This window comes from Citrobacter sp. CFNIH10 (assembly GCF_002934585.1).
GTDB classification, from domain to species: domain Bacteria; phylum Pseudomonadota; class Gammaproteobacteria; order Enterobacterales; family Enterobacteriaceae; genus Citrobacter_A; species Citrobacter_A amalonaticus.
In genome coordinates, this window is sequence record NZ_CP026216.1 from 4,372,824 (window position 1) to 4,394,543 (window position 21,720).

At 52.9% G+C, this 21,720-nt stretch carries 32 protein-coding genes, 3 tRNA genes and 1 pseudogene; all 36 read right to left on the reverse strand.

Features of this window, described 5'->3' with window-relative positions:
- Positions 1–26 precede the first annotated feature (26 nt).
- Complete coding sequence (locus tag C2U53_RS30795; protein ID WP_371415069.1) at positions 27–275, reverse strand: Ig domain-containing protein; 249 nt, start codon at positions 273–275, stop codon at positions 27–29.
- Positions 258–1,187, reverse strand: a pseudogene (locus C2U53_RS25225) (phage tail tube protein); the annotation flags it as partial. The gene C2U53_RS30795 and the pseudogene C2U53_RS25225, both read right to left, overlap by 18 nt.
- A 26-nt stretch (positions 1,188–1,213) precedes the next feature.
- On the reverse strand, positions 1,214–1,606 hold the full coding sequence (locus C2U53_RS25230; RefSeq protein WP_104446634.1) for a phage tail terminator-like protein: 393 nt from the start codon (positions 1,604–1,606) through the stop codon (positions 1,214–1,216).
- Entirely contained in the window at positions 1,603–2,235 is a 633-nt protein-coding gene (locus tag C2U53_RS25235; protein WP_104446635.1) for a hypothetical protein, read from the reverse strand. Before C2U53_RS25235 ends, C2U53_RS25230 begins: the two co-directional genes overlap by 4 nt.
- Before the next feature lie 198 nt (positions 2,236–2,433).
- Positions 2,434–2,817 (reverse strand): hypothetical protein, encoded by a 384-nt coding sequence (locus C2U53_RS25245; RefSeq protein ID WP_061077244.1) that lies wholly within the window; start codon positions 2,815–2,817, stop codon positions 2,434–2,436.
- Between the two features lies 1 nt (position 2,818).
- Positions 2,819–3,211, reverse strand: coding sequence for a hypothetical protein (locus C2U53_RS25250; protein ID WP_042999764.1), 393 nt, complete (start codon positions 3,209–3,211; stop codon positions 2,819–2,821).
- A gap of 3 nt (positions 3,212–3,214) precedes the next feature.
- A complete protein-coding gene (locus C2U53_RS30500) occupies positions 3,215–3,523 on the reverse strand; it encodes a hypothetical protein (protein ID WP_104446637.1) in 309 nt (102 codons plus the stop codon).
- A gap of 47 nt (positions 3,524–3,570) precedes the next feature.
- Positions 3,571–4,710: a P22 phage major capsid protein family protein gene (locus C2U53_RS25260; RefSeq protein WP_197028125.1), complete on the reverse strand. Its 1,140-nt coding sequence runs from the start codon at positions 4,708–4,710 to the stop codon at positions 3,571–3,573.
- An 83-nt stretch (positions 4,711–4,793) separates the two neighbouring features.
- Positions 4,794–5,558: a DUF6651 domain-containing protein gene (locus tag C2U53_RS25265; RefSeq protein WP_104446638.1), complete on the reverse strand. Its 765-nt coding sequence runs from the start codon at positions 5,556–5,558 to the stop codon at positions 4,794–4,796.
- A 104-nt stretch (positions 5,559–5,662) separates the two neighbouring features.
- Entirely contained in the window at positions 5,663–6,775 is a 1,113-nt protein-coding gene (locus tag C2U53_RS25270) for a phage minor head protein (protein WP_104446639.1), read from the reverse strand.
- Positions 6,762–8,165 carry a DUF4055 domain-containing protein gene (locus C2U53_RS25275; protein ID WP_042999759.1) on the reverse strand — a complete coding sequence of 468 codons (1,404 nt, stop codon included), beginning with the start codon at positions 8,163–8,165 and terminating at the stop codon, positions 6,762–6,764. The genes C2U53_RS25270 and C2U53_RS25275 overlap by 14 nt, the downstream gene beginning before the upstream one ends.
- 3 nt (positions 8,166–8,168) lie before the next feature.
- Entirely contained in the window at positions 8,169–9,740 is a 1,572-nt protein-coding gene (locus C2U53_RS25280) for a terminase (RefSeq protein ID WP_104446640.1), read from the reverse strand.
- A complete protein-coding gene (locus C2U53_RS25285) occupies positions 9,737–10,387 on the reverse strand; it encodes a hypothetical protein (protein ID WP_104446641.1) in 651 nt (216 codons plus the stop codon). The genes C2U53_RS25280 and C2U53_RS25285 overlap by 4 nt, the downstream gene beginning before the upstream one ends.
- Before the next feature lie 3 nt (positions 10,388–10,390).
- The gene (locus C2U53_RS25290; protein ID WP_062728766.1) at positions 10,391–10,594 is read right to left on the reverse strand and encodes a hypothetical protein; all 204 of its coding nucleotides are present in this window, start codon (positions 10,592–10,594) and stop codon (positions 10,391–10,393) included.
- A 108-nt stretch (positions 10,595–10,702) separates the two neighbouring features.
- On the reverse strand, positions 10,703–11,167 hold the full coding sequence (locus tag C2U53_RS25295) for a lysis protein (protein ID WP_104446642.1): 465 nt from the start codon (positions 11,165–11,167) through the stop codon (positions 10,703–10,705).
- On the reverse strand, positions 11,164–11,658 hold the full coding sequence (locus C2U53_RS25300; protein WP_081097249.1) for a lysozyme: 495 nt from the start codon (positions 11,656–11,658) through the stop codon (positions 11,164–11,166). Before C2U53_RS25300 ends, C2U53_RS25295 begins: the two co-directional genes overlap by 4 nt.
- A complete protein-coding gene (locus tag C2U53_RS25305; protein ID WP_061070423.1) occupies positions 11,630–11,833 on the reverse strand; it encodes a phage holin family protein in 204 nt (67 codons plus the stop codon). Before C2U53_RS25305 ends, C2U53_RS25300 begins: the two co-directional genes overlap by 29 nt.
- 187 nt (positions 11,834–12,020) lie before the next feature.
- Positions 12,021–12,098 (reverse strand) — tRNA-Met (locus tag C2U53_RS25310).
- Positions 12,099–12,103: 5 nt separating this feature from the next.
- A tRNA-Gly gene (locus tag C2U53_RS25315) sits at positions 12,104–12,178 on the reverse strand.
- Positions 12,179–12,183: 5 nt separating this feature from the next.
- A tRNA-Asn gene (locus C2U53_RS25320) sits at positions 12,184–12,258 on the reverse strand.
- 142 nt (positions 12,259–12,400) lie between these two features.
- Positions 12,401–13,084, reverse strand: a complete 684-nt coding sequence (locus tag C2U53_RS25325; RefSeq protein WP_061070424.1) for a DUF1133 family protein — start codon at positions 13,082–13,084, stop codon at positions 12,401–12,403.
- Positions 13,081–13,668 (reverse strand): recombination protein NinG, encoded by a 588-nt coding sequence (locus C2U53_RS25330; RefSeq protein WP_061070425.1) that lies wholly within the window; start codon positions 13,666–13,668, stop codon positions 13,081–13,083. The genes C2U53_RS25325 and C2U53_RS25330 overlap by 4 nt, the downstream gene beginning before the upstream one ends.
- Positions 13,661–14,329 (reverse strand): metallophosphoesterase, encoded by a 669-nt coding sequence (locus C2U53_RS25335; protein ID WP_104446643.1) that lies wholly within the window; start codon positions 14,327–14,329, stop codon positions 13,661–13,663. The genes C2U53_RS25330 and C2U53_RS25335 overlap by 8 nt, the downstream gene beginning before the upstream one ends.
- On the reverse strand, positions 14,326–14,496 hold the full coding sequence (locus C2U53_RS25340) for a NinE family protein (RefSeq protein ID WP_104446644.1): 171 nt from the start codon (positions 14,494–14,496) through the stop codon (positions 14,326–14,328). Before C2U53_RS25340 ends, C2U53_RS25335 begins: the two co-directional genes overlap by 4 nt.
- Positions 14,489–14,938 (reverse strand): recombination protein NinB, encoded by a 450-nt coding sequence (locus C2U53_RS25345; RefSeq protein WP_104446645.1) that lies wholly within the window; start codon positions 14,936–14,938, stop codon positions 14,489–14,491. The genes C2U53_RS25340 and C2U53_RS25345 overlap by 8 nt, the downstream gene beginning before the upstream one ends.
- A gap of 366 nt (positions 14,939–15,304) precedes the next feature.
- Positions 15,305–15,562: a DNA polymerase III subunit theta gene (locus tag C2U53_RS25350; RefSeq protein WP_104446646.1), complete on the reverse strand. Its 258-nt coding sequence runs from the start codon at positions 15,560–15,562 to the stop codon at positions 15,305–15,307.
- 627 nt (positions 15,563–16,189) lie between these two features.
- On the reverse strand, positions 16,190–16,474 hold the full coding sequence (locus C2U53_RS25360; protein ID WP_061070428.1) for a hypothetical protein: 285 nt from the start codon (positions 16,472–16,474) through the stop codon (positions 16,190–16,192).
- A complete protein-coding gene (locus C2U53_RS30800; RefSeq protein ID WP_371320514.1) occupies positions 16,467–16,994 on the reverse strand; it encodes a DUF550 domain-containing protein in 528 nt (175 codons plus the stop codon). Before C2U53_RS30800 ends, C2U53_RS25360 begins: the two co-directional genes overlap by 8 nt.
- Before the next feature lie 529 nt (positions 16,995–17,523).
- Positions 17,524–17,928 (reverse strand): ead/Ea22-like family protein, encoded by a 405-nt coding sequence (locus tag C2U53_RS25375; protein WP_104446648.1) that lies wholly within the window; start codon positions 17,926–17,928, stop codon positions 17,524–17,526.
- Entirely contained in the window at positions 17,925–18,170 is a 246-nt protein-coding gene (locus C2U53_RS25380) for a hypothetical protein (protein ID WP_044253013.1), read from the reverse strand. Before C2U53_RS25380 ends, C2U53_RS25375 begins: the two co-directional genes overlap by 4 nt.
- The gene (locus C2U53_RS30135; protein WP_210437016.1) at positions 18,167–18,679 is read right to left on the reverse strand and encodes a hypothetical protein; all 513 of its coding nucleotides are present in this window, start codon (positions 18,677–18,679) and stop codon (positions 18,167–18,169) included. Before C2U53_RS30135 ends, C2U53_RS25380 begins: the two co-directional genes overlap by 4 nt.
- Positions 18,676–19,086: a hypothetical protein gene (locus C2U53_RS25390; protein ID WP_104446649.1), complete on the reverse strand. Its 411-nt coding sequence runs from the start codon at positions 19,084–19,086 to the stop codon at positions 18,676–18,678. The genes C2U53_RS30135 and C2U53_RS25390 overlap by 4 nt, the downstream gene beginning before the upstream one ends.
- 1 nt (position 19,087) lies before the next feature.
- Complete coding sequence (locus C2U53_RS25395; RefSeq protein ID WP_104446650.1) at positions 19,088–19,777, reverse strand: replication protein P; 690 nt, start codon at positions 19,775–19,777, stop codon at positions 19,088–19,090.
- Positions 19,774–20,739: a replication protein gene (locus C2U53_RS25400; RefSeq protein WP_104446651.1), complete on the reverse strand. Its 966-nt coding sequence runs from the start codon at positions 20,737–20,739 to the stop codon at positions 19,774–19,776. The genes C2U53_RS25395 and C2U53_RS25400 overlap by 4 nt, the downstream gene beginning before the upstream one ends.
- A gap of 183 nt (positions 20,740–20,922) precedes the next feature.
- Entirely contained in the window at positions 20,923–21,465 is a 543-nt protein-coding gene (locus tag C2U53_RS25405) for a toxin YdaT domain-containing protein (protein ID WP_104446652.1), read from the reverse strand.
- A 17-nt stretch (positions 21,466–21,482) separates the two neighbouring features.
- A complete protein-coding gene (locus tag C2U53_RS25410; protein WP_000102594.1) occupies positions 21,483–21,716 on the reverse strand; it encodes a hypothetical protein in 234 nt (77 codons plus the stop codon).
- Between the last annotated feature and the right edge of the window lie 4 nt (positions 21,717–21,720).

Below are 21,720 nucleotides of genomic sequence, written 5' to 3' on the forward strand. Positions count from 1 at the left end.
ACAGAGCGGAACGGGCAAGGGTAATTTTATGGTTCAGTTACGGTAATGGTTGCCGTATCGGCAAAGGTGCGCGCCTTAGCGGTAATAGTTGCCGTCCCTGCCGCCACACCAGTAACGACGCCTGACGCACTAACTGTTGCCACTTCAGGGTCGGATGACTCCCACGTAACAGTATCCGTGGCACCCACAGGGGCCAGCGTTGCAGTGAGGCTGGTTGTATCTCCCACATTAACAGAAGCTGTTTCCGGGGTTACCGTGATGCCTGTTGCCGGAATGGTAACAGCGCGGGTAATCGTCGGCGACTCGTCTGCCGCAGTGATATCCAGTTGAACCTGGATAATGTCGGTGTTGCCGCCATCCGGCCAGTCACCGGCTACTTGCACTTTCGGGAAAGTGAAAGTGTACTGACCTTCGTCGTTCGCCAGCGTGAAACTGAATGGCACGGTTGCGCCGGTAAGTGTTTTACTCCAGACCTCCCACGCAGCTTTAGACCAGGAGAGTGTGATCGAACCTGACGGCGTAAAGGTGGTAGGGATGTTCGCCCCGGCAAACGGTGAACCGGTGCCAATACAGCGCTGCGTCTGGACGTTATTGTCGAACTGGATGTTGAAGGTATCGATACAGAAACCATCACCACCATCGACGCCGTTCAGGTTTATCGCAGTGACCTCTTTGAACGAGTAACGCAGTTCGCCAGCATTATCGGCAGGAGTACCGGTGATGTAACTCGTATCATCTGCTTTTGAGTCCCACCCCAGCCCGGCGAATGTGACTGTCGCGGTAACGTCACCGTCGTTAGGAACTTCCAACTGGAACACGCTTACCTGGGCGCCTCGAACAATGGAGGCAATACCAACGTCCGACGCGTATGTTGCGAGTGAGAAAGAGATACGGTCATTCCCCATCGTCAGCACATTACCCGCCCACTCCGCGCCAAAACACGAAGCCAGGAAGTCATCATGCTGGCCATAGCGGAATTTTGCCCCGACATCGCCGCCAACATCGACCGTTCCCAGCGTAGCGCCCTGCGCCATTCGGGTGCCGCCGATTTCGTCGTTGTCATTGGTATTCTGGGATGGACCAACGCCCCAGCTTGTACGCTTGAAAAGATTCCAGACGCCCGCAGGCGTAATTCCTGGAGTCGTCTCCCGGATAAAGGCCGAGAGTACCTTAGCGCCGCTCGACATGCGGTCACCTCCATCGAAGTTAAGCGCTACAGAGCGCGGTAAGGGATTTGTAGATTGAACTGAGACCAGCCATCCGTTTCGCCAGCGGGAACAGCGGATACGGCGAAATAACTGAGTTTTCCATCATCCTGAAATTCAAAAAGTTCACGGAGTTTGTCTGCTGTTTGAGTGATAAGCAGAGAGCCAGAACCAACAGGGACGAAGATCTGAATAATCAATACCCCGGTGCGTTGAACGACGGGTCCTGCACCGATTTCATTCGCGCCGGCCAGTCCGGAAATATTGGTAAAGCGAGCCCAGATATCACGACCGCTTGGGTCAAATACGGGGCCGTTGGGATAATCCACAGCATCAGAGGCAATAGCCGTCTGTGCCGTCATACGAGCGATGACAGCGTTACGAATTTCTGTGAGTGTCATTTGTAGGCCTGTGTTACACCATTAAATGAAACCGCATAAACGCCTGTCGGTGCCTGCTTTGAGTGCCCGTTTTCAAGCGGTACGGAATAAGGGAGGTTTGACTGGATGTAGATGACCGAATAACTTGGCGCCGCAAGAATTGTCGACGTCCCGTTATTGATAGTGTTTGCACCATTCGGATCTGGCTCACGTGGAACGTAATCACTTGGCGAACCAACACTCACGAAGTGAGATGCACGGAAAGTCCCTGCGCGATAGCCTGGTGGTTGATAAATCTCCCCCTGTCCGCGCCTTAGCTTGCGTACGCGCTGGGGGCCAAATTTACCAGCATTACTGCTATACTCAGCACCGGCGAGACTGACTTTATTGCCTCGTTTAATCCGACGGTTACCGTTTTTGTCAGTGGTCCCGAACCGGTCACTGCTCCGAAGGGCTTCATTGATATCATTAACCCGGTCGCGCTGCTGAACCTGCATACTATTGATAGCCCATATTTCAGGGTTACCAACCGGTGACCGAATAACGATCTCATTTAGCAACTGAATGGCTATAACGCGTTGCAGTTTTCCGACATCCTCTTCCACCTTGTCAGCGAATAATGCAGGGTCAAGACTCCAGGCCTTAGCCATCGAGAACCCTCCGCCATTTGCAAAGAACCCGCTCAGGCACGAACAGTACAAAGATGATTAGCGGCCAGAAAATCACCGTAAATAAGCCATAAAGCGCCTTTAGCAAGACAGATCTGCCATCCCTGATAAACAATACGGAAATGAACTCAATAAGGCCAAAAAGAACGCCAAAGCACAGGTAAAGCAAAAAATATTGCATCACACCCTCCGCAACTGAATGGAATAAGCTGCGCCAGCAGGATCTGTTTCCACAGAGATCGCCTTGTATCGCTGTTGCTCACCAGTAACCAGGTCAGGCGCTTCGATGATATGGTCAACTTTCGGCTTATCAGTCACCTCGTTCACCAGCGCCACCAGCTCAATATCACCTTTGAGGATGTTCAAGCCATCGATGCGCTCAACACTGTAATCAGCCAGCACGCCACGTCCGGTATACGTAACAGTGGTTTTCCCTCCGGTTTCCGTAACGGGATCCCATCCTGTTTGAATCACATAGGAACCGGTGAACGCATTAACAGCGTCGGCAAGGTCATCGTCGAACGCAGCGGCGATTTCTGCCTGAAGTTCGTCACGAAGTCCCACATCACCCCCTCACCAGCCTGATTTGTGACTGATTGACGCCATATGGCTTTAGCAACGCCAGAGCGAACTGCAAATCAGGATCGAGCAATGCAGTGCTGTTGGTGGATAATTCTGCGAATGATTTCGACACACTGACGCCTTTAGCCTCAACCGATTTGCTGGTCACTACGCCTGAATCAGTTTTTTGCTGGTAAAGTTTTCCGGCTGCCGCAACCGACGAAACATACGCGCCAGCCTCTTTGACATCATCGGGAATGTCATCCGGGCAAACTCGAAGATTCAATCCGTTCAGCCAGGCATTCGCCATTTTCACAGACTTCTCTTTTTTACTGGCATCGGTCCAGTCGGCCCCGAGGATTTGATCAACGTCCGCTACCGTGATGTAGGTGATCATGAATCACTCCTCTATGCGCCAGCTTGCCGCCTTCCAGTTTTCCACTTCGTCAGGATGCACGTCTGCAGTGGTGGGCGCGCCGGGGAATGCCGGGAAGTCAGTGAACATAGCAACCAGAATGCCCTGCTGCTCCTGCTGCTCCTGCTGCTCCTGCTGCTCCTGCTGCTCCTGCTGCTCCTGCTGCTCCTGCTGCTCCTGCTGCTCCTGCTGCTCCTGCTGCTCCTGCTGCTCAGAATTGTTTTTCGCCGCCAGTTCAGCAGCAAGTTTTTCCGCTGCTCGCTGAGCGCGCTGTTCTTTCGTCAATCCAGCCATAATCCCTCCAAAGAAAAAGGGGCCGAAGCCCCTTGTGTGTGATGGTGTTAGCCCAGAAGCATTACTGCGTGGGCTGGTTTGATGGAAGCCACGCCCCACGCCAAGCCAACTTCATAACGCACCTGACGGTACTGACGATACAGCGCGATCTGGAAGGTGATACCGGAAACTGGGTCGGTGACATTCATCACGTCATCAGCGGTGTCACCACCTTCCGGCATCGCCGGGGTACGAGAAGCCAGCAGAAATGCGTTACGGTCAAACGCCATATTTGCAGTGAAGCTACCAACAACCGTGATTTCGGTGTTGTCCGCCAGATCCTGACGCAGGCCCGGCGCAGCCAGAGTGATGGTGGTGGAAGTAGCTGCCGCAACAACGTACTGGTTATCGTCGCCGTCGAAAGTAACGACCTGACCAGCTACGATAGAACCCGTACCGGTATCAATGGCAATGATGATATCGCCTTCCTGTTTCGCGCCATTGACCAGATATCCTGTCGCGGTAGCAGCTGGCGCACGCTTAACGCCCGCAGAGTTGTGAATGTTGAAGCCTTCCAGTCGGCCCAGCGTACCTTCGCGAAGCAGTTGCTCAGTGCCGGATTCATTCACTTTGAACAGTACCGTCTGCTTCCCGCGAAGATTCGCGATTGCAGAAGAACCGAGAACCATTTGCAGGCTGGTGGTTGGCGAACCATTGTCCTCCAGAACCTTGCGTGCATTAGCTGCGTCGGTCAGATCTTCCTTCACGCCAAACGGCGTTGTGCCAGCAGTACCAACGGCGCGAGAAGTGCCGTAGTAAAGTGCGCCGAGATCAGCATCGACCTCATTTGACAGTGCGCGGAATGCCTGGGTGAACTGGTCAGCAAGAATGGTGTTGTAAGTACCAGCGGGACCGAGAGCCAGTTGCTCTTCACCGTTCCATTTGACCGGAGCCATTTTGGATTTGGTGATTTTGACATCGACGGTGCCGATATTCTGATCGCCGGTATTCGGCGCAGACGGACCCGGCACGATGTCCTCGGTGACCGCGACCGGAGCAACCGGCGCAGTAACGGTCTGGTCTTTCGCTGCTGCGTCTGCTTTGGTGTTACGCGCGACGGCAGGAATAAACCCCACCTGCTCACGAGAAACGATATCCAGAGCGGTATAGATAGTCGGGATCAACCCGGTCAGTGTATTCGACATGATTCATTTTTCCTTAGAGATAGATTTGGGTTGGTTGAGCTATCCAGCTCTGGCGCCCGCCACCATCCGGAAGCAGGCAAATGCGGTTAGTCGACGATGGTGATACCGTCTTTGAGGGCTGTCTGTTTCCCGGTCTGATCCAGAGAATCGAATGCTGAGCGTTTCATTGTTTTCTGCCCGGCATCGTGTTGAGTCGGTCGTGAACCACCGCCGTTATTGCCACTGGCCTTAAGAATGTGGTCTTTTTGCGGGTACTGTTCTACCAGGAACTCCAGCGCTTCATCGAATGAGGCCAGTTCGCCCGGTTTAGAGCGGGAATAAATTTTGTTGCCGGTGCCGTCATAGGCGACAACTTTACCCTCTTCGACTTTAAACGACTGCCCGAAGCGGGCCTGAAGCAGATCGGCAGGGATGGCGATTTTATCGGTGATAAATTTGGAGCCAGTAAAACTACCACCGATCATCGAGTCGTACAGTTGGCCTTCCAGCGTTTTATTTTTATTGTTGGCCTCATCCAGTTGCACCTGGAATGATTTGGTGATTTCGGCTTTCACCTGGTCAACAGCGCCAGCATCGATCAGTTTTTTCTGGTCGATTTTGGTCATCATCTCGATTGCTTCAAGCGCCTTTTTGGGGTCTTCAATACCGGAAAAAGCCGCAAGTTTCGTTTCAACGGCTTCTTTGGCTTCGCGATGGGATTTAGCCTCGCCATTCAGTGCCGAGATTTTGCTGACAGCCTGAGCGGCATCGAAGCCAATTTCTTTCCCGTCGTCATGCACGTAAACCGGCAGGCCATTAGCATCGACTTCTGCGTAGTGCTTACCGTTTACTTCTACTGTCTTCAGTTTCATGTTGTTACCTTTGATTTGGTCATCCGACCGTTGCACCGCTCACCATCCGGATTGCGGCCATAAAAAAGGCCGCCCGGAGGCAGCCTGTTGTGATTTATTGAAGATTAAAGCCCTGCATCCCTGAACGCCTGCGCATCGCGTTCACGCAACTGCGCCAGCGTCAGCCATTCGCCTTTATCGGTGTAGAACTCATCAGGAGACATGCCACCATCACGAATCAACCGGGCGCGCTTCTCGCCAACGATTTGCTTCTGGCGATCGAACGACTGACGCGAGAACCATTCCTGATAGTTGGTATCGCCCGGCACAACTCCATCCATGCTGGCGCGTTCCGCTGGCGGGATATCGCGAACATTGATACCCAACTCTTTCGCCGATTTGAGGATGAATGTTTCAGTGGAACGGCAGCAGAAATGAATTTTTCCAGGCCCCTGCAAATACGGGATTTTGTGACCAATCGGCTTGTTATCCAGCGCATACTTAAGGCGGTCGCGAATCCTGCACATCTGCGTCGTTCGGTTGTCCAGGGTGGAAAGCCACTGCTTACCCTTCATCAGGTCGTTATTGGCGTCAGCGAAACTGTTACGCGCCGTCGCCGCAAGATGCCCAACTGCTGTTTTCGCAATACTGGCGGCATTGGCGCGGCTCATCTGTAACGCGCCATCCTGATAGCCGCGATTAGCGTGACCGCGAACCTTGCGCGCTATCTGCTCGTTTGTATCTCCCAGCAAAAAGCCCTGTCGTACCGCGTTACTGATGCGGTTGAGGCGATCCGCTTCGAGGTTTGACGCCCACTCACTGAGCAATCGCCCCTGAAATGGCCGCGCCATTGCTGCAGCGTAAACCACATCAGGAGAGATACCCACCAGCGGATGAACGTCTGTCACGAACTCCGGCAACAACGCGTCAAAGAGACTCAACTGATACCCCGCCTCATGTTGCGCCAGGTCATTCAGTTCGGTCGACAGGCTGGAAAACATGCCGTTTATCGCCGTGCGGTTAATCTCCCGCACGCTCGCCAGTAGCGCTTCAAGACGCGTGACCGTAAAGCTATTCGGATCTATGCCATCCATCGCCACCAGCAGGCGCACCGTCAGTTCAGCATCACTTTCGTTGAGTAGTTTCACCATCCTGTTGGCAACGCCGGTACTGTAACGGCTAATCCAGATGGCGTGCGCTATAGATTCGTCACGCAGTTGCTCGTTAACCGTCGCCATTGTTGCCGCCCATCAGCGTTACCTGCTGGTTTTTCAGCTCGTCGATCACATCATCGGGCTTCGCGTCAGGGTCGATGAATTTAAGCGCCTGGAGCACGCGCACGGCATCAACCTGGCGAATGTCGCCCCCCTGTCGCAGAGACTGAACGGCCATAGCAGCAGATGAATCGAACGTCTGAGCCGTAACATCCAGCTCTGTGCGCACATCAACATTGCCGCCATCACTTTCACCAATCCACTCAGCCATGATTTGCAGAATGTTATCAAGTGCATCCTCCAGCGAACTCGCCATGGTGTACAGCGGCGAGTTTTCCTGCATATGCTCTTCATGCGTCTGATCGTCAGATTTTGTTGATGTATTTTCTGCGCGCAGCAGTTTCGCTCCCGCCTGGCGCATCTGGTTTTCCAGATCATCCAGCGATGTTTTGCCGGATTCAATGGCGGCGCCGGTGTGCTCGGTGTATTCCATACCCTGCTTAGCGCGGTCGCTGAATTTAGTAGCGCTGGATGAGCCAATGACCAGTTCCTGATCGTCTTCCAGGCCAAAAACAGACAGAAGCGGCACACGCACAACATGAAGAATGTTGTCCTGCTCACTCTGGCTTTGCCAGTGCTTGATATTCAGCAATGCCAGATTCAGCAGTGGCGGAGAACCTCGCATAAACCCAGTTTTCTTGGTGTAGAGCGTTACAAGGGTAATATCGTCGCGACTGGTTACCCACTCTTCATAAATAGTCCAGGTGGATTCACCACCATCACCTTTGTTACGGCGCCAGATTTCCACTTTACGCGGCATGATGTGGCGGATCTGCTCAACTTTGGTTTGCCCGAAGTCGTCACCATCCACGACAATGACTTCTTTTACGCGCAACTCTGTGAGCACAACTTTTCCGCTGACAACCTTTGATTTCCAGCCGATCACCTGCCGAGGATTAAGCATCGTTACATACGGTCGACCACCAGCAGCCTGCTCGTCAGCTTTTGTGCGGATTTCTTCGGCGTTGGTGCGCGGGTAATCCACCAGTGCATGTGCGAGACCATACTGAAACGCCAGGCTGAAGAATTGCTGCGCCCAGACATCAAGGCGGCTGCCTTCCATATCGATGTTTTCGGCATAATCTTTGATTTTTTCCGGCGTTTTTTCGCTTAACACTGTTGGCTCAGCAAATACACGCCCGGTATTTTGCTTAATGCTTTCTTCATAGGCCGGGAGCAGCGTCGCAACAGACAGGCGTTTCTTATAGTCTTCTTTATCCTCGCGCGGCCAGCGAGGTAGGTAGGCTTCGCCCTGCCGGCGCATTTCCAGCGTGCCGCCCATCAGTGCATCGTTAATATCCCACGCCTCAACCATGTCGTTATAGTCGAGGTTAGGTGTCGAAATATCTGGCATGGTTTACATCCGAAGTTTGGTGACTTTGCCGACTTTCTTCGGCGGTGAATGCAGAACTTCATAACGAGTTCCGTCCCAGTCGTGATCTTCCTGCTGCGTGTCAACGTCATCAGGATTTTTGCTGTCGCGGACGAGTACAGGAATACGGCTTATCCAGCCACGGCAGTAATCAAAAACATAAAACGCGGGTTTTTCTGGTATCCCGGATTCCAGTTTTTTACCTTCGACAACCGCCTCCAGCATGTCGGCAAACAATGCGGCGCCATTAACGCGAGAGCCGGGCTTTTTGTTGGCCTCAACCCATTTAACGCCCTGCACTTCCATTTTCTGAGCGATTGAAAGTTCATCATCGCCAGTGTTGTAGATCGCGCTGTCGGCCGGGCCGGGAACAACCTTTTTGCAGAGACCCGGCATAATGTTGAGTTGCCCCTGAGTGACGCCATTGAGTTTTATCTCGTCAGGTTCGTCAACTTCCTGGCCTGTTAGCCTCTTATCAATCCACGCAACGCCTTTTGCGACGTTGGTAGATGACATGTTCAGCCCTTTATTCAGTTCGTCAGGCGGGCAACCGTACCACTCGCCAATCAAAATCAGAGACCCGGCGGGCGGGCAGAATTGACGCCCATCCGGCAGCGTCGCGACAGTACCATCCGTGCGAGCCCACCAGAGATTAGAGAACGGTTTCGACTCCCCCCAGTCATGAGAGCGGTCAACGGTCCAGCTATCCGGTATGCGGAACGGTTTAATGACGTGCAGCGCCTCATTCCACAGGTGGTCAAAGCGCCCTCCACTTGTAACGTCCCAGGAACCTTCTACCCACGCTTTGCGCCGGTTCGGGTCTTTGATAGCCATCAGCGTCGCGATGTACTGCGGGTCGAGGTACGGGTTCTCTTTGAAAGAACCATGTATCGCGACGCGGGTTAACGTGATCTCTTCTTCCCGCTCAGTTTGAGGGTTGAACACTAATTGTTTGTGACGTTGTACAGTTCCGCGCGGTGCCGGTTCGATAAATCGTTTTTTTACCCAGGTGTGACCGATGCCGAATGGGTTGGTCGTGCTGAACGTCTCCAGCGGGATTGGCCTTAGTAACTTGCCATTCTCCAGCGGGTAGTTTTCCGGCCTGAACGACGAGCGGCGGCAGGAGAACATCATTTCGTAGAACTCTGGAGACTGCTGTTTCGTCAGCTCGTTAAAGCCAATGAACGGGAATTCTTGCCCGTGGAAATCCCAGTAGTCGTCCGCCTCTTTGCCGAAGCGGAAGAGCAGCTCCTCGCCAGTAGGCCATACCCATCGCAATTCGCTCGCAGATGACAGATAGCGTGCACCGTCGTTGAACAGGCGAAACATACGCTTCGACTGAGTAATGATGTCGGCAAGGTTCTTATATTCGGTGTCGAAGATGACGCCGCGCCAGAACGAGCCATAGCCCACTCCGACATTACGCCTGAACCTGGCTAACTGCGCAGCGGTCTTGCCTGGTCCGCGAGTACCCTCGAACAGGATTTCGTTACACGGGCAGCTCAGCGCCAGGGACTGAGATCCAGGCAGTGGCTTCCATACAGCTTTGTAATTCATCCACCGAGAACCCCGCCCTGTTGTTTTTGCGCTGCCGATTCCCAGTCATCCACGCTGTCACTGGTTGGCACCAGCATGACGTTGTGAGTGACCTCTTTTGTTTCAGCCTTGTTCTCGATGCTGTACGCCTCACGTTCGAGGCCGATCAGTGTCTTCAGGCTGTCGCTCAGGTCTTTCATGGATTTAACACGGGAAGGCAGGCTGATTATTTTGTGGTACAGATCGTTGAGTTTATCCTGCCCTTTGTCATCCTCACGGCGCATCAGATCGCCGAGCATCTCAAGCGCGGCCACATCGCCACACTCCCCGGCCAACTCATCGAATAGCATGTTTGTCAGTTCGCGAGCCCGTCGGATGTCCCCCCTGTGCTCCATGCGTACCGTGGCAATCACCTCGGCAGTCGCCTCTATCAGTACGCGTTCGGTCAAAGTGCTTTCGTTGCGTACCTGTTTGCGTACCTCCTGTTTGCGTACCAGATCGTCAGCCTTTTGCTGAATCTTCGCATTGAGGTCACGCGACCAGTCGTCACGCTTGGCACGCTTACGGATAGCGCCTTCGCTGATACCATGCTGTGACGCTATTTCTCGGAGGGACATCACTCCGGCCCGGTACGCCGTCTCGATGGCCTCCCAGTCCGGTTTGCTCATTCGTTACTCCGTTGTTTGTTCTTCTGGCTGCTCTACTGGCTCAAACAGGAAGTCCTCAATGCTGTCCTGGCTGAAGTAGCGCCATTTGCCGTCATCCATTGCCAGCGCGACAAAACCATTGACGATTTCTGGCTGGCTTCTGGTCATGAGCCCGGTGAAGGACTCTTTGGATTTTTTGGTGATTGTGATTCTGTAAACGGTAGCCATTTCGTTCTCCACGTTTCGCAGCTGTTGCCCTGCTTCTCAGAAGTGCTTAGCCACTTACGGCTTACCCGTCAGCAAGATGTGATCACCATCCTTGCGGGGTTACACAAATCATTTCAGGCACTGTTCTTTGATGTAGTCCTGCATGCCGCGAATCATCTTGTCAGCGGTTGCGATTCTGTCCCGGTGATCGAAATAATTCCGTCGAGCGTCTGGAGTAAGTTCGGGGGCTCCTGCATCATCCACGCCGGGGGCGGAGGTGGCTTTTGACACTCCAGGGCAGGTTGCGGCGATGCGCAGCCGTTTAGCGCCAGAATCAACATCCCGACGCAAATCGTTAATGGTTTTTTTCGCATCGGACAATTCCTTCGTGTATTTGGCATCCAGCGCAGCGACATCCCGCTGCCGGGTCTGCATATCTTTGATGGTGGCGTTAGCCAGGCTGAGCAGTTCAGTGGCCTTATCGCGCTGGTCTTTGTAGGTGATGGAATTGCCGCGGTAGTGATTCACCGCCCAGACCAGCGACACGATGATGCAGACAACCACAGCGATAATGATTGCAGTTACCCTGCTCATTTTTGACTCCAGGTACAGACCTCATATTCAACATCTCGCCGATTCATCAGGCCTTTCCACTTCTTGCCACCAGCATATACCCAGCGCTTAAGCTCAGAGCATGCTCCTGCATAATCTTTAGCGTTGATTCTCTTCAGCAGAGTGGAGTTGATGGTTGCGGTAGCGCCTACGTTGTAAGCGAAGCTGTAGATTGCTGCTCGCTGCGTTTCAGTGGTCTGCACTTTGATATGCGGATCAACCTGAGCGGCGATGCGTGTTAAATCTTTTCGTGTCAACGCATCACATTCTTTGTCTGAGTAATATTTACCCCAGATGATATCGCTTCCGGTGTGACCATCGCATACGGTGACAATTCCCACTACATCTTTGTAAGGGTAATGTTCTCGGCCTTCCAGCCCAGTCTTGCCAGATACCATTACCGTGGCAATACTAACAGCCCCGGTTCCTAGTGCTGCGATAATGCTATTTCTGAGCGCTGGAGACATTGCCATTTAATCTATCCTCGCGCTCTTTGCGCTTGTAGTACCAGTTCACGACAAAGGTTCCGATAGTGCAGGCGATACCGATGATGATTGCCCAGTCGTTCAGGGAAAGAACGCCACCCATGGTTGTTAAGCCTCCAACCCAATAACTGAGCCATTCTCTGATTTTATCCATGCGTTGCATGCTCTCACCTCGCGTTGTTAGCGGGTGCTGTGTGTGTTTGAAAGGGGTCAGGCTTCACGGGCTGGATTTTCAACAAAGCACGTAGTGATTGATTCCCGTGAGCCTGAAATAAAAAACCCGCTCAAGGCGGGAATGTGAGTGTGTGGCAATGTCAGCTCTGCGGCTGAAGATACCCTGGCTGGGTTTTTGGTGGGCCGTGAAGGATTCGAACCTGTCTACCCTTCCCTTATGAGGGGACCGCTCATACCAAATGAGCTTCCGGCCCTTATTTGGAGCATCTGGCGGGGATCGAACCCGCATCTTCTGGTTGGAAGCCAGACGTAATTCCCAAACTACGACAGATGCAGAATTGGCGGGACAGGAAGGATTCGAACCTTCGACCATTCGGTTAACAGCCGAACGCACAACCGCTGTGCTTCTGACCCTGAATGCAAAAAGCCCCGCACTTCTGCGAGGCTATTAATTTTTGGTGGTTTCATCTCAAGGCGTCTATCGACCCGGTGTGCGATGTTTACTTATTTCCTCACCACCTCGCTCTTTCGCCTTTGACGTCCGAGCATACAGTAATTATGCATCTTCAAAACTTGTTTTCAAGTCTTTTTTGCAAGTTTCTTTATTTTCGATGCCAAGTTCTGCAATTAACGTGAAGAAGACAGCAGAATTGAACAGATCGATACACCACCGAACGCGATCGATGCACTGCTTTTCAGTCAAGAAAGGCGCGTGGTGATACTGCATCCAACGGGCCATATCGTTAATGGTCTTGCGCCATGTGTAATAGTCCTTCCCTATCTCGTAGACGATGCTATTTTTTGGGAATGATTTGAGAATCACTCTCTCCATAAATTCAGCCTCTTCTTCATCAGCAGCATTTCCCATCAGATCGGATAGAGACTTTTTAGGCCAGATGATAGCTTTTGCCTGCATGATAAGCTGATCTCCTGAATACCCCATCTTGCGAAGACCGGCGAGTACGGTAGTAATCCTCTCCTGCTGCTCACCTGTCCATCCAGTGAGTATCATCGACCACATGCCGCCACCTCCAGACAGATATGAGGTGTCACTACCACCAAACTCTCTTCCCCAAAGTCCTAATAACGAACGAACCCACCGACTTTGAGCAGGAGTGAGGCGGCGATATTTCCCAAGATATGAGCGCCGCGGTACAGAAGCCAACTTCATCCATGAGCATTCAGGATCGGCACGTAGTACCGATGCTTTCTGGTAATTTTCGATATCGGTGCGGGTCATGCTGCCTCCTGCTGTTTCAGTGTTTTGAGCTTTGCGCGGTAATGCGCTGCCAGTGCATCGAGTTCTTCACGTGTCCATTTCTTTGCTTCGTGCGGACCCATCAGTCGGTCATAGGCTGCCTGCCCAATCTTGGCGATCAGCCGAGGACGGTATTCACCGATATTTCCTGACAGGTATGAGTTACACGCCTCACACTGGAGGTGGCAATTTGACTCGTCGTATCTGGTTTCTGGCGATGCGCCGACTGTACGGAAGTGCCCGGCGTTCATCTTTGCTCCGGTATTGCGACCGCAACTGATGCAAGGTTGTCCTGCGTCACGATGGCGTATAAACGCGTTAAACGCCTTCTGGGCGCGTTCGTGGAATTTACTGAGTGGTTGCAGCGCCTTCTTGCGGATCTTCAGCTCTCGGCGTTCCTGTTGAGCCTCCTGCTTACGCTTGCGCTCCGCATCCAGTTTCTTTTTGGCAAGAAGCAACTGGCTATATTCGTAGCCATGCTCAGGGCAACACCACCAGACGTTGGAGAAGGTGGTAGTGAACTTTTCTTTGCATACCTTGCAGGTTCGGCGGGATGGTTTACGCATGGTCACCACCTTGCACCTGTACCAGCGTGAGGTTTCCGCAGAACACGGCTCCTGTATCGATGTACATCTGATTTGCATACTTCAGGGGCTGGCGCGCTGGGGTGTGTCCGAAGATAAACAGATCAGCACCTGCTATCGCTGAGACAATGCCGTCCTGAGCATCGCTAACCCTCTCACGATTCCAGATGACCATTTCTTTCGAGACTGGCTTGTCGAACGCATATTCGTTATGCGGGTAGTCAGCGTGGCAGATAACGATTTTACGTTCAGCGGTAACCAACTCGATGACGAGTGGCAGATCAGCCGCTTTGTGAACCAGAGCCTTAGCCAGCACCTCTTTGTCATAGTCGAGATTGAAGAACCAACCGCCACCATTTACCAGCCAGTGATTGACGTTTCCGTACTCTGAAAGGCCATCAATCATCATCTGCTCATGGTTTCCGCGTACAGCCCGGAACCACGACATAGTAATCAACTCCAGGCACTCTACGTTTTCCGCGCCGCGGTCAACAAGGTCACCCACCGAGATCAGTAAATCACGCGCAGGGTCGAACGAAATCTTGTCGAGCTCGTTCATCAGCAGCGTGTAGCACCCATGCAGATCACCGACGACAAAGATATTGCGCCAGTCAGCGCCGTTAATGCGTTGATAGATGCTCATGCGTGTTTTCTCCGTGCCGCGAGACGCAGCCATTTCTGATCCACCAGGTGGGATGTGTAATCTTTGAGAGTGGGTATTTCTGACGGGCTCGGTTCCGGCTTACACTTGCTGTGCGTCGGTACTTTGTAGATGCCGCCATTCATAACGCGGTTGATGAGGTTAGCCATGCTGCTCACCCCACTGTTTCGCCCATTCGATTTCGAGGCGGGATTTCTCGCTGAACTTAACGCCCTGCTGCGTACCGAACCAGTAGATAGCCTCGATGACTTCAACCATCTGCCGAACGGTCATCTTACTTGTACGCTGACCGAACATCACAACGCCGCCGTCAAGACCAGGCGCCATTCTCTGTTCTTGTTTTTTGGCCTTGGCGACCATCGCGGTGATCAGGTCTTTCCAGTCGTCAGAGTCGTACTTATTGCCGAACCAGGTTACCTGGTCAGAGAGGTCTTTTAGTAACGGCCACATCTTGCGGTTCTGATCCAGAGTGCGCGTCATCTCCTTGATGTCGAGAACTAACGGGCGCTTGGCGTCCACCGGCAGCTCTCGGATGAAGTTGATAGCGTTTTGCTTGATGGCGTCATTGATGAGGTGGAATTGCTGTTTCATACGCCACCTCCGGGAGGTAACGCTGAATGCAGAAAATCGCAGGTGCATTTCTGCATCTGTGACTGGAGAAGTGACTTCAGATTTTGTGTGCGCATAAACGTCCCCGTTTAGCGCAACCCCATCGCCGGGTGTTCAGGCCGACGATGGTTAGATTATGGCTTATTGATTATGGAAAATCAAAGGTGGGAACTTAGCTACTCTTGTCGGAAAACTCGCCTTCTTTCTCAGGCTGTTTAAATGCTTCAGGCATGTTTGTATAGCCGCAATCGTCACACTGCCAGTCGCCTGTGCTTCCGTTAGGTCCTGTTTCTCTGCTTACTTTGCCAGAACCACAGTTTGGGCAAATTCCTCTTCCCATATCGCCTCCTATTTTTTGGCGTTTTGGTCTGCCATCTCAACGTATCTCGGATCATTTGATTTAGGAAGTTGTAAGCTTTGCTCCCGGTAGTACCGGACACGCTCCATGAAATACTCTCTCAGGTGTTCAGGCTGCTCACGAGCCACCTGCTCAGCGATTACGGGCATATTCAGGCGTTCTTTGTACGCGACACCAGAAGCGGCAAGGTCAACATTAACCTTGTCACGATCTTCCTGGCTCTTTGCTGCTATGTTGAACCTTGACATAAATTAACCTTAAGGTTGCCATCCCATGCCGCAATTTCCAGTTTCGTGCATCCATTTATGTCCGCACTCTCTACAAACATAGTAGCTTTCCTGGGTTGCACGGCCATTCAGACTCATGTACTCGCCTTGCTCTTCAGGGATATACTCCATGCATTCTAGAGGGGGTTGACGGCGCCCTCTGGGCTGTTTTTCACATACCTTACATGTCATAAAAACCTCCACACAAAAAAGCGAAGGCCATACAGTAGCATGGCCTTATACGTTTATCTTTGTATAACATCACTTATATGCGCGGCTTTGCGATCTGCTGGGGATTTAGCCATTGATCACCTTCCCGCAGCGCTTGCAGTAGATGCCATGAAATGTCTCTGGCCTTGTTTTATCTATCAACCTGATGATTACCGTACCGCTACCTTCCATTGCTCCAAGATTTGCGGCAGGGGCACCTCTGGTGATTGCAGGACGATATGAATGACCGAAAAGAAAGCCTAAAACACCGCGACATTTAGCCATTGATAATCCCCCATGCCATCTTAATGAGCGACTCCCATGCAATATAAACTCGCACACCAGCAGCAAGGCCAAAGCCGGCTATCATCGAATACATCAGAGCGTTGCTTTTTGACATCACTTCACCCCCTGCTGCGGTGCTGCTGCGAGCATGAAGGCGCGAACGGTCCTGGCTATGCGATCGCGTAGCTGCTGCGTGCCATGATAATCGATGGCAATATCGCGCAACTCGGTAACCAACTCGCGGATTTGATGGTCTTTCATCGGCATCTGCGATGGAGTGGTGACGATCTTTCTACGCTCGTTATCTAGGTCTTTTTGTAACTGGATTACCCAGCGGGCGAGCTCACCTTTTTCGCCGGATTCAAGCCGTAAATCATCTAAACGATATTTATCAATCATTGCTGTTATCCTCGCAGCAGTGGTGCCGCCCCTCTGGGTCAGTAGATACATGTCCACAGATATCGCATTCAATTTCCGGAAGCACCGATTCTGACTGTTCTTTGATGTGCAGTCTCGGTTCTCCGTCTTTCGGTTCGGGCCACTGGCGCGCCTTGTTTATCTCCAGTTTTTCAATCATCGCTCTGGTGATGAACTCGTCAGAGAGCCCCATGCGCCTCTGCGCATCCCATAGCAGAAACTGCATATCAGCCCACTCAAGCGGATCGGATGGGTCAGCAGCGGCTTCCAGCGCTTCTTTGCTGAGGTGTTTTAGTGGCCCCACAGGACCGACATTACCGAATGTGGCATCAGACCATTCAGCGTGATCACGGCGAACCTTTTCGCGCTTACTTACAAGTTGGCTCCCCTTAATCATGGCGGCGCGGCAGGCGTTCCATGAGTCAGCCGCTGCATTGCACTCATCATCATCCCACTGGTAGGTAACGCCACGTGGCGCATAAGTGCTGGCAAGGATTTCAATTTTCTCAGGGGTTGCCTCATCAGGCGGCACTACCGGCGCTGGCGGGGCGGTGTAGAGCGGAATAACCGCATCACCCATTGGCTCTGATAAGCAGGTAAGGTGAAGCTCACCCATATTAGCGTAAGCAAGCGTTTCCTCTGCTGCGTAAAGAGCAGGCTCCGCTTCGAGCGATGCCAGCGCGATACGCGCCATAGCAACAATTTCACCGGTTTTAATCGAGCCAAATACTTCTTCGTAATCGCATGGCTCAAGCCCAGCGGCGTGAATGATTTCTGCAACTCTTTCTTTGGTAATAGTGGTCATGGTTTCACCTCAACTTCTATCCATACAGTAAGGTCTGAATTCACAGTAAAGCTCATGCACGTAGAGTCATGAAATGGGGATAATTTGTCAGTTTCGCGCTGAAGCTGGACTGTTGTATTCCCACCCAGGTAATTCAAATAGCGAACCCTGAACCAGTCTCCAAAGACGCAAATAACGTCGTTTGGATTTAATTCGGAAACGACACGTTTTGTTGTTACCTTTCCCATCACTCCCCCTTACCGATGCCAGCGGCGCGGAATTTGATTCCGAGTTTTGATAATTCCGCGTTAACCGCGTCCAGACGACAATACACACCAGGACTGAACGGTGAACCCTGTTTAAAATCGAAATACGTGTACGGCGGCAAATTGATTTCACGACCCTCCAGTTCTGCTATGCGCTTCTCTGCGGCTTCCAGCTCATCCAGTAGCGCCAGCACGGTGGCGGGATTGGCCAGGGCGATGAATACTGAATCAACCTTGAGGCAGTGCTGGGCGATTGCTTTTACCCCGACCTTGACCTCGTAGCCGCGCGCGCCTTTGTGTGGGTGATATGATTCCCAACGGCCCCATGAGGTTTCGTTTGCTGCATCTGCCGCTTCACGCAGCGCCTGCTTGTCGATGTTGCTCATTGGGCGGACTCCTGTTTTAACGCATCCGTCAGATAATCAACGCCTCTTTGGTATGCAGCGAGAAGTTTTAAATCAGCGTCTGTGCATTCGCTCCATGACTGCATTTCTGCCAGCCTTCCTTTCCAGCATGGGAGTAGGTAATTTTCTAAATAAACCCTGCGCTCAAATAACAATTCAGGAGACGCATCGTTGATGTAGAAGTTAATCTGCTGCACTGCCGGGTAGCTTGATATTTCGCTCATGACTGCACTCCTTTGCGAATCTGGGCGGCGAAGTCACCGCAAATAGTTGCCGCTGCATCAAGGTCGACCTGTTCGTCCTGATAGCAATTAACAATTGCATTGCTAATTTTCAGGCAAACTTCATCTACTGCGGCGGCCCGCAATTCAGCCAGGAAAGCGTCGGTCGCCGGGGTTTCTGCCCATAAATCAGGCATCACGTCATCCCACTTAGCAATGTCACCGTTCAGGTGATAGCCAACAATACCGTCTGATTCGTAGTAGAGCGTTTGCACATCGCCGATTACCTGCTGCATATGCGCATTCTCCGCAGCCAGTTGCACCAATCGCGCATTTGACGCTTCCATGCCCTTCTTGTAGCAGTCGGCGTCAATCTTGCTTTGCTTCAATTCCGCAGCCAGCGCTGCGCGTTTGGCTTCAAGTGCGGCGTAGTCTTTGAAATCAACAAGGCTACCGTTTACATCTTCAAATACCGATGATGGCCCATTTACATCATAACGTGTCACGCTCATACCCCTACCCTCCCGTAAACCATCATCAGGCGCTGATGCGCTTCGCTTTTCATGAACTCAGCCACTACTCCGTTTTTATCCGGGTTGTAGGGCATGAACATCTTCGGATCGTCTTTGTCAGCCGGTGCTTTCGCGATACCTTTGACCTGCTGACCAACTGCATTAGCCTCGACTGCGCGACGGGAAATCGCTTCCCTGCCACCGTGTTCTAGCCAGGTCTGATGGTCTTCTTCACTGGCGAATACACCGATGCCGGATACGCTCCGCAACATGCCAAGTCTTCTCAGAGCTTTGGCTTCCTCGTAGTAACGGGAACGACCGATACTCAAATCGCGGATCATGTCTGCTACGCTGACAGGCTGATTGGCTTTCACGTAGCTGACGATGCGTTGTTTTATGCTGTCCATCTCACACCATCCCGTTCGCTTTGTTGCGTTTGTACTTAGCCATCAACAGTTCTGCTGGAGTCGGCCCTCGGTCTGCTGCCGGCGCGGCGATTGCCCGGCGTACCGGCGGAACCGGCTTACCCTCAGTGACACGCTTCTCCCACATGTCCAGCAGATCGCCAGCCTCGCGCGCCAGCTCACCATGCGTCAACTGGCGCTCTGTGCTGCGGTGGCGCAGTTCGACGCAGATGTGATACATGACCGGCTGAGACCAGGGGAATTGCTCGCTGGAGGTGAACTCGAAAGAACGGTTTCGCCAGTCCCAGTATTCGGCAATCACCTGGTCAACGTTGATTCCTAGCACCCCACCGCTCTGTTTACACCAGGCGACGAACTGTCCCGGCGACGGCAAGAATGGCCGCTCCTGACGACGGGCGACGCGCATACCGGCATCGACCTGAGCCATTGAGTGGATCCCGTTCTCCTGAAACGCCAGAAGCCACTGACGGCGGAATTCATTCAGGTCATCCTGAGTGCGGAAGTTCGCCATGCTGGCCGGGAACGCGGCGCGAAGTTGGTTGAACAGGCCATTGAATACCTGGGCCACCTGCTCGACCGGTGCGCGCTCCTGGTACTGCTCAGGCAGGTTGTTGGCGACGCGGCTCATCTGCTCGCGGTCGAAATCGTGCATCTGCTCTGCAAGAGATTTCATCGCATCACCCCATAGGCCCAGTCAGTGTTGTTGAAGTCCAGATCCGGCTTTCCGCCTCGCTGCTCACCACCAGCGCTGCGCTGCATCGTCAGCTTGTCCCACTGCTTACGCAGGCTTTCCGGGCTCAGGATGTTGGTCTGCCAGAAGTGGTGCTTGCTGGCCCAGTCGTACAGCGCGCAGATGTCCTGGTGCGACCGGTTGTCTATCTGGCGCATCAGGCGAACGGTGTTAGACCAGGAGGTCATGTCCGGGGCTTTGCAGGTTGGGTTAATCAGCTTCACCCTGGTGGAAATCCACTGGGCGGTTTTTAGGTCTTCAGCCGATCCCCACTTCGCACCGGATGGCGTGTAGACCTCAGCGTCAGGATGAGCTGATAAAAATTTCCTCAGACGTGCGTCAGAGGATTCGCCAGAATTCTCGGACGAAGATCTTTTAATGTTTTTATTGTTGTTATTACATTGTTGTTCATGATTCTCGGTGAAACGCTCGGATAAATGCTCGCCGTTATGCGCGGCATCACCTTCCGAATCCGCGCAATTACTGGCTTCGCCATGCTCGGCATTAAGCGCGGAGATATGCGCGGTGAAACGCTCGGGTAAATTGTCCATTTTTTGAGCATACTCAGCGTAATTTGTGATGGTTATCACAGAGCCCTTGCGCTTCTCTCCGGAGCGAGAAATCATCCCTTCACGCTCGAAAACATCGAGCATTCTGTCGACTGCGTGGCGACTGCATGGCTTCCCTTCCCTGTCGCATAAATTCAGCCCGAGATCGGCTGAGGTGGTGACCAGTTGTCCGGTTTGCAGCGGCCATTGGCGCCCCTTGAAGTTTGCTGTGTAAGGCTGGCGGGCGGCAGACAGCAGCAGGTTTTCCCACAGCGTGCGCAGGAAGACGTCCTTCGACCAGGTTTGCTTCAGAACACTCCGGTACAACGGGATGAATCCGGTTTTCTGGTTCTCCATCCGGTTGCTCCTGACGGCAGAATGCGCCGCAAAGTTTGCATAGGCGACGTTCGACATAGCTATGACTCCCGTGCCTGGTGTTTTGGATTACTCTTTGTCATAATGACCTCGTAATTACTGCCGTAATTGCACCTGAAAGCCGTTGGTGTTCGAGCACCGCGGCTTTCGCCATTTCTGTAGTTCTCACATAACCCCCATCATCGACGTCACCATCGTCATCAGCGGGCCTACCTGCTCCGGCATGAGGCGGAACAGCGACGCTATACCCTCGCTTACCTCTTTCAGCTTCTGATGCTCTGGAGCGTCCAGCAGCACGGCCTGTTTAGCTTCAGCACACTCTTTCATCGCGGATGCGATCAGCGACATCGTGTCGTTCTGTGGTGCCAGACGGTTGCGAAATTCCAGCGGCAGCACGGCCAGGATTGCCGGTGTCAGTTGGCGAACGTTCTCGCGGTACTGCTCCGAATCAAACCGGTTATCCAGGAAGCGAAACAGCTTCTGCCGCGCCCGGCTGATGTCCTCCGGGAAGCTGATTGCGGTCCCGCCCTGCTCCCGGTATTCGCTGATGATCAGAGCCGAAACGACGTCCTGATTGTCCAGCGCCGACGACCACGCCCGGACCGCATCGCGGATCTTTTCGTGGTCTGGCGCCGCTTTTGCTTGAGCGCGGTTTATCATCGCTCCCGGGTGTATTCCGGTATTGTGTTGATACGCAAGTGAATGCATTGCTTTCCCTTTCGTGGTTAGGCCGCAGTATCACGCGGCGATGCGAATACCAGGCTTTCTTTGAGGACCGGGGCCTGGCGGTGAAAATTCTTCGTGCCTTTCTCGATAGCAGATGCCATTTCTGGAGATGCCCGACGATTTCCGTAAGCGATCTGGTCCAGGTAACCAGGCGTCGTGTTAGCCAACTTTGCGAGCTGCGCCCATTCGTCGGTAGTGGCGGCCTTGCGCCAGCGGTGTAGTTCTGTGCTCATTGGT